Genomic DNA, 6,665 nt, shown 5'->3' on the forward strand with positions numbered 1-6,665 from the left:
ATTACATTTGTCCTAATGCATTTGCTAAAGAGGCGGTTGTATTGATTTCTTCAAAATCAAGGCCGAGCTGTATGGCTGTTTGAGCAATTTCTGGGCGAATTCCTGATAACGTTGATCGAACACCTAAAAGCTTTAACGCCTTAATTAAATGAAAAATTTCATGTGCAACCATTGTATCAATGATGGCAACACCGGACAGGTCAATACATAAATGTTCTACTTCAAGATTTGCACATTGTGTTAATGTGTTTTCTAAAATTAATTTTGCTCTAGCTGTATCAATATCACCAATAAGTGGAAGAAGCGCTGTTTTATTTTGCAGAAGAATGACTGGTGAACTAAGCTCATTGATCATTTCCTTTTGTGCAGCAATTTGCTTCATTGTGTTCTTATGAGCAGCATCAATGTAAATATAAACGGAAAGATTAATGATTTTTCTAACAACATCCAACCATGAAAATAATTGATCAACAGAAACAGTATCAAGATTCTCTTTATAAAAGCTTTTGATATATTTAAGATAAACATCTTGAGTTCTTAAAAATTCCCTCACAACATAATGAACAGGTGTGTCTAGATGCTTTTGATCCTGCGCTAATTCCTCTGACCATGCTCTAAATTCACTTACGAACTTTCCTTCTTCTTCAATAAAAAGTCTATGTAAATGGATAAAGTAATCTTGATTTTGTTCCTTTAAAGTTTTAATGATGGCTGGATCTTCCGTTGAATAGACAGAGCTTGGGTCATCATCTTCAATCATATTATACCAGTCTTCTGACATCTGCCATGAGTTCTTAACTAGGTAGTGATATAGTTCTTCATTTCTATGCATCTGTAGTCTCTCCCTAATCTGTTGTCTGATTTATTTGACAAGTGAATGCTTAAAGGCATAAATAACAGCCTGTGTTCGATCCTGAACATCCAGCTTACTTAGGATGTTGCTAACATGGGTTTTGGCGGTTTTTAACGCAATAAACAATTCATCCGCAATTTCTTGATTAGTTTTTCCTTGTGCCATTAATAATAAAATTTCCATTTCCCTTGAAGTGAGTTGATCATGGAGGTATGTTGTTTCTCGTTGTCTCATCTTCATCATCATTTTACCTGTAACCTCAGGCTCTAAAATCGATTGTCCATGAAACGTGGCACGAACTGCATTGGCGATTTCACTTGCTTTAGATGTTTTTAATAAATAGCTTGTTGCCCCTGCTTCAAGAGCTGGATATACCTTTTCATCATCGAGAAAGCTTGTCACAATGATAATTTTCGCCTCAGGCCAGGCATCGACAATTTGCTTTGTTGCCTCAATTCCGTCCATCTCCTTCATAACCAGATCCATTAAAATCACATCTGGACGAAGATCAAGACATAGCTCTACACCTTTTTGGCCGTTATCCGCTTCACCGATTACCTCAATGTCCGGCTGGGCAGATAAATAGGATGAAACACCGATTCGTACCATTTCATGATCATCAACAAATACCACTTTAATCATTGTTCTCACTCTCTCCTGCTAGGACAGGAACTTTTACCTCTAACCGTGTCCCTTTGTTTTTTAAACTGACAATTTTCATTGAACCACCTATTTCAACAGCTCGTTCATGCATGTTTTGTAAACCGTATGAACCTGTTTTACCTTCTTCAAGCTCAAACCCAATGCCATCATCTGTCACACGCATAATGACAAAAGAATCGCGTTCTATAAGCAACACGTCCAAACTTGTTGCCTTTGCATGGCGAAGTGTATTGGAAACAGACTCTTGAAGAATACGAAATAAATGGTCCTCTACACCTTTGTCTAATGGGATCGGCTCTACTTTCCATTTTATGTTCATTGTCACCTTTTGCATTAGTTCTACTAAAAGCTCTTGAATTCCTTCTTGAAGGGATTTACCTTTTAATGCAGCAGGGCGTAAATGTAATAGGAGCGCTCTCATTTCGAGCTGTGATTGATGGATGGTTGCTTCAATAAGCCTTAACTGCTTCGATTCACCATCCTCCCATTCTTCTCTACTCTCAATAATAGCAGACATCATCATGGATGCTGCAAATAGCTGCTGACTAACAGAATCATGAAGCTCACGGGCTAATCGGTTTCTTTCTTGTGAAACCAATTCTTGTATTCTCTTTTCTTGGTCTTCCGCTTTTTCTGTAGCCAATTTTTGCGAAAGCTTTGTTTGTTCCTGAATTTGCTTCTGAATCTTTTCAACCATTTTTTGAATATCTTGCACTTCTGGTAAACAAGGCTGTTCAGCAGAAATCGTTCGACCCTTTTCAAGCTCTTGGATCGTTTGTTCAATCGTTCCTAGTTGTTTTTTCCAATAAAGACCTGAAAAGAAACCATAAAGTACACCTGCTAATATACTTATGCTTGGCACAATATAAATAAAAGGTAAATCCATAATTTTTTGTGTCCATAGTTCACTCCAATTATGAAGTGGAAAGGCCATAAAAAACATGAGGGAAAGAAGAATGAATAGAATGAGCGAAAAAAAGGCTCCTAACAAAACTTGCCGCTGAATGATATTCATATTCTTTTCACCTCAAGCTTTCCTGAAATAGCTGAAGTGATTAATTTTACCTTTTGTTCACCTTGTCTGTACTGCGGTGTTTCATATACAAGTGTTTCATTCACAACCTTTTGCTTAAAGTCTTGAAAAACGTCCACATCACCAATCATAACAGAATGGTTAATATGAACCTCTACTTCATACGGAACAAGAATTTGAACATTTCCTAGTAAACTGCGTATCGAAATAACCGCTTCCTCATTTGGTAAGACCGTATCACTTAAATCAATGACCGTGTTCCCAACACCCACCTGAATATTGATATCATTCCATTCATATGCAGTATCCGGTGATTTTTGATTGGTAAAGAACTTATTTTCAAAGATTTTTTTCTGAACAATCACTACCCCATCTGCCGGTTCATTTTCTTCTGATTCGCCCGCGGGCTCCTTCACACTTGGTTTTATTCGTTTAGGCTCCTTCTGTGCTTGGAAAAATTGAACAACTGCATAAATGAGCAGCACACAGATAAAATAACGAAATGTCATCATGTTCAGAACGGTAACAACAAGCCAAATCCATCCAATCCAATAGAGGCTCTTGCCTATAAATCGCGGTCGCCATCGACGACCTAAAAAAATGCATCCAATCGATAACAAAAATGTAACGATTAAACCACCATTAAAAAATAATATTTCTAAAAGAAGGAGGAGAATTCCTATTAGAATAATCCAATTTACATAATCAGAATTCATATTTCTTAACACGCGGTTTCCTCCCCACTATTAATATAGTAACAAACTTTTACTTTCAGCCGCGTTTCATATGAAAGAAGGCGCAAGTTTGACCTACGCCTTTTTAGAATACCATGAAGGTTTACGAGATTGTATTTGTTTGTTCAGTTTTTAATTGTTTTTCTAACTGTGCAATACGGGCATCAATTGTGTTGCGGTGATAAGCCTTTGTTACTTGCTGCTCGAGACGATCTAGATAGCTCTCCATATCTTCAAATCTTGTGAATGCTTTTGTTGAAAAACTACCAGAATCAGATACTTTGCTTATACGGTGGTGAGCACGGGCAACATTTTCTCTTCCCATTAACTCCATACGTTTGATCTGCATATCTTTTAATTTATGTTTCATTTCTTCATACTTTTGCTCAAGCTCTTCAAGCTGCTGTGCGGTTTGCTTACGAGATGCATCTAAACGCTCTGCTCTTTCTTCATAATGTGCATACTCCTTTAAGGCAAATTCATAAAGCTCAGCTTCTCCCGCCTTTGATGCAATTTCAGCTTGGTGCTTACGCTTTTCTGCTAGATGTGTTGCTTCATTGTACTCACGGTTAAACTCTTCTTTTAACAAATACTGACGTTCTACTAACTTACGAACTTTTTCTGTTTCTTGCTCACATTGTCTTAAGTAGTGGTTTAAAACTGAAATTGGATTTTTTTGTTCCTTTTGATCTAAGGCCTCGTGTAAATCTGCTGAAATTGTATCCGCTAATCTTGTAAAAATATTTGCCATTATAAATCTCTCCTTTTAATGTGTTTTCCATTTTTTATTAAACCTTGTGAGGAGTTTACTCTAGCACTCCTCAGTCAAGGTGGGATAAACGTTTATTAATAGTTACCTTTTAAATCGTTCCATTCTTTTTCAAAGTTTGTAAATGGATCTGAATCTTCTTTTATAGTCTTTTTAGACGATTTGTTCCAATTTTTATATACAACGTAAATCACATATGCAGCAACAAATCCTAAGATCGCCGGAAGGTTTGATGCTGAAGCAAATAGGGCGATCACACCAACAATGGCTAACACGACTTTGTTAAATTTAGATTCAGTCTTGATAAAGCCTTTGTACGAGTAGTACAGAATGAGAAGACTTAATCCTAAAGCAATCATCGGTGCTAAATTTGATAGCAGTATTGCCACAGCCACCCCACCTAAAAGTAAAAGCCCAAACTTTTTCATCTTTTGTTTCCTCCTTTTTTAGTAGAAAAGCTTGTTAACTTTTCTCTATACCAACCAACACAAGTTGTTTGGCTCGTTATGTTGTGTTTAACTTGTGTTCGTTTCTATGTCTTTATCTTACCTACATTCTAGAGTTCTCAAAACGAGCCTCAGCTTTATTTTCATCTACGGCTAGAGGCTTAGTGTCGATAAGACTGTCGATTTTTCATAAGCAATACATGTTTTCACCATAATTGGAAAAAATTAATAAGAATGATGTTTAGCCTATAGGAGGTATTTGAATGACAGAAGAATTTCCACAAGGAAAGATGCCTTATGAACCTGAGCCATTTTGGAGAGAATCAACTCAATTAAAATCGTTCCCCCCCTTAAAAATTGATACAGAAGTTGATGTAGCAATCGTTGGAGGCGGGATTACCGGGATTACAACTGCTTACCTATTATCAAAGCAAGGATTGAAGGTAGCTATATTAGAAGCAAGTGAAATTCTAAATGGAACAACCGGTCATACTACGGCGAAAGTAACAGCTCAGCACGGCCTTATTTATGACGAATTAATTCAGCACATGGGCGAAGAAAATGCTAAGCTGTATTACCAAGCCAACATCGATGCCCTAGAATTTGTACGTCAAACAACAAATGAACTTAAGATTGATTGTGATTTAACTGAAGAAGATGCCTATATCTATGCAATAAGTGACCATTATGAAAAGAAAATAAACAAAGAGCTTGAAGCCTATCAAAGACTTGGTATACATAGTGAGTATGTTAATAGCATTCCTTTTCCAATTGATATAAAAGGCTCTATTGTCATGAAATCTCAGGGACAATATCATCCTTTGAAATTTTTAAACGTACTTGTTGATGAAATTGTGAAATCAGGTGGAGAAATCTACGAGCAAACAACTGCCATCGATATCGACGAAACAACACCCAAGCCAACAATTATTACAAGAGAAGGTCGCCGTGTTGCCTGCAAATATGCGATCGCCTGCTCACACTTCCCATTTTTTGATGGAAAAGGATTTTACTTTTCTCGCCTGCATGCAGAGCGTTCTTACATTCTTGGCGTTCGCGCAAAAATGGATTTCCCTGGTGGAATGTACTACAGCGCCGATTCTCCAACAAGATCGTTGCGCTACACACCGATGAATGGTGAAAAACTTATATTAGTTAGTGGGGATGGTCATAAAACGGGGCAAGGCATGTCCACCTACAAGCACTATAAAGCACTCGAGGAATTCAGTGAGAAAGTGCTCGGAATTGAAGAAATTAAATATCGCTGGTCTGCCCAAGATCTTTACACTCTAGATAAAGTTCCTTATGTTGGATCAATAACATCCAGCAAACCAAATATCTTAGTAGCAACTGGCTACCGAAAATGGGGAATGACAAACGGAATTGCCGCATCAAAGATTCTTGCGGATCTTGTTTTAGAAAAAGAAAATCCTTATCAAGATCTATATAGTCCGTCTCGTTTTTACGCTGATCCTAGTATTAAAAAGTTCCTTAAGCAAAACCTTGATGTTGCAGGTCATTTAATCGAAGGAAAAATTGATATTGCCGATAAAAGCATTCAAGATATCAGAAACGATGAAGGTTCTGTTGTTGTTGTGAATGGCAAACGAGCTGGCTGCTATAAAGATAATGAAGGAAACGTGAATCTTGTTGATACAACCTGTACGCATATGGGCTGTGAAGTAGAATGGAACAGCGGCGACCGCACTTGGGATTGCCCTTGTCATGGATCAAGATTTTCGGTTACTGGTGATGTTGTTGAGGGACCGGCGAAGAAGCCGTTGAAGAAGGTAGATATGTAGTAGGGATTTAGGGATTAGGAAAACAAAGAAAAGGGCTGCTGTCGGCAGCCCTTTTCTTTATGCTTTGTACTTGCAAGAAATAGGTGATAGTTGCAAGTTTGGTGGCTAGAGATGCAAAATTAATTTGAATAGGTTGTAAACATATTCGGGATTTTTCAAATTGACTAACTTTCATTAAGTTGGATTTGATGATTTGAGTTAGAAAATTAAACATGTATAGTGATGAACGACTTTTCTTCGGGGGAACTGATCACTTTTGTTGTTCATTCACCTTATGAACGACTTTCCTCCGAAAAAACCACTCACTTTTGTCGTTCATTCACCTTATGAACGACTTTCCTCCGAAAAAACCACTCACTTTTGTC

General features: G+C 37.4%; 7 protein-coding genes. 1 reads left to right on the top strand and 6 read right to left on the bottom strand.

What is annotated here, in order from left to right; genetic code table 11:
- Window position 1: 1 nt before the first annotated feature.
- From ACEWK1_RS08365 to ACEWK1_RS08390, 6 genes are all read right to left on the bottom strand, one after another.
- On the bottom strand, window positions 2-832 hold the full coding sequence (locus tag ACEWK1_RS08365; protein WP_416635956.1) for an STAS domain-containing protein: 831 nt from the start codon (window positions 830-832) through the stop codon (window positions 2-4).
- A 30-nt stretch (window positions 833-862) separates the two neighbouring features.
- Window positions 863-1,495, bottom strand: a complete 633-nt coding sequence (locus tag ACEWK1_RS08370; protein WP_416635957.1) for a response regulator — start codon at window positions 1,493-1,495, stop codon at window positions 863-865.
- Entirely contained in the window at window positions 1,488-2,531 is a 1,044-nt protein-coding gene (locus ACEWK1_RS08375; protein ID WP_212135324.1) for a sensor histidine kinase, read from the bottom strand. Before ACEWK1_RS08375 ends, ACEWK1_RS08370 begins: the two co-directional genes overlap by 8 nt.
- Complete coding sequence (gene liaF / locus ACEWK1_RS08380; RefSeq protein ID WP_212135323.1) at window positions 2,528-3,277, bottom strand: cell wall-active antibiotics response protein LiaF; 750 nt, start codon at window positions 3,275-3,277, stop codon at window positions 2,528-2,530. The genes ACEWK1_RS08375 and liaF overlap by 4 nt, the downstream gene beginning before the upstream one ends.
- Window positions 3,278-3,386: 109 nt before the next feature.
- Window positions 3,387-4,034: a PspA/IM30 family protein gene (locus ACEWK1_RS08385; protein WP_212135322.1), complete on the bottom strand. Its 648-nt coding sequence runs from the start codon at window positions 4,032-4,034 to the stop codon at window positions 3,387-3,389.
- Window positions 4,035-4,129: 95 nt separating this feature from the next.
- A complete protein-coding gene (locus tag ACEWK1_RS08390) occupies window positions 4,130-4,480 on the bottom strand; it encodes a flagellar basal body rod protein (RefSeq protein WP_121663982.1) in 351 nt (116 codons plus the stop codon).
- A 281-nt stretch (window positions 4,481-4,761) separates the two neighbouring features.
- Between ACEWK1_RS08390 and ACEWK1_RS08395 the strand changes: the two genes are divergently transcribed.
- Window positions 4,762-6,300 carry an FAD-dependent oxidoreductase gene (locus tag ACEWK1_RS08395; RefSeq protein ID WP_212135321.1) on the top strand — a complete coding sequence of 513 codons (1,539 nt, stop codon included), beginning with the start codon at window positions 4,762-4,764 and terminating at the stop codon, window positions 6,298-6,300.
- Window positions 6,301-6,665 lie beyond the last annotated feature (365 nt).

It is taken from the genome of Metabacillus sp. YM-086 (assembly GCF_048059995.1).
In the GTDB taxonomy this organism is placed as follows: domain Bacteria; phylum Bacillota; class Bacilli; order Bacillales; family Bacillaceae; genus Metabacillus; species Metabacillus litoralis_B.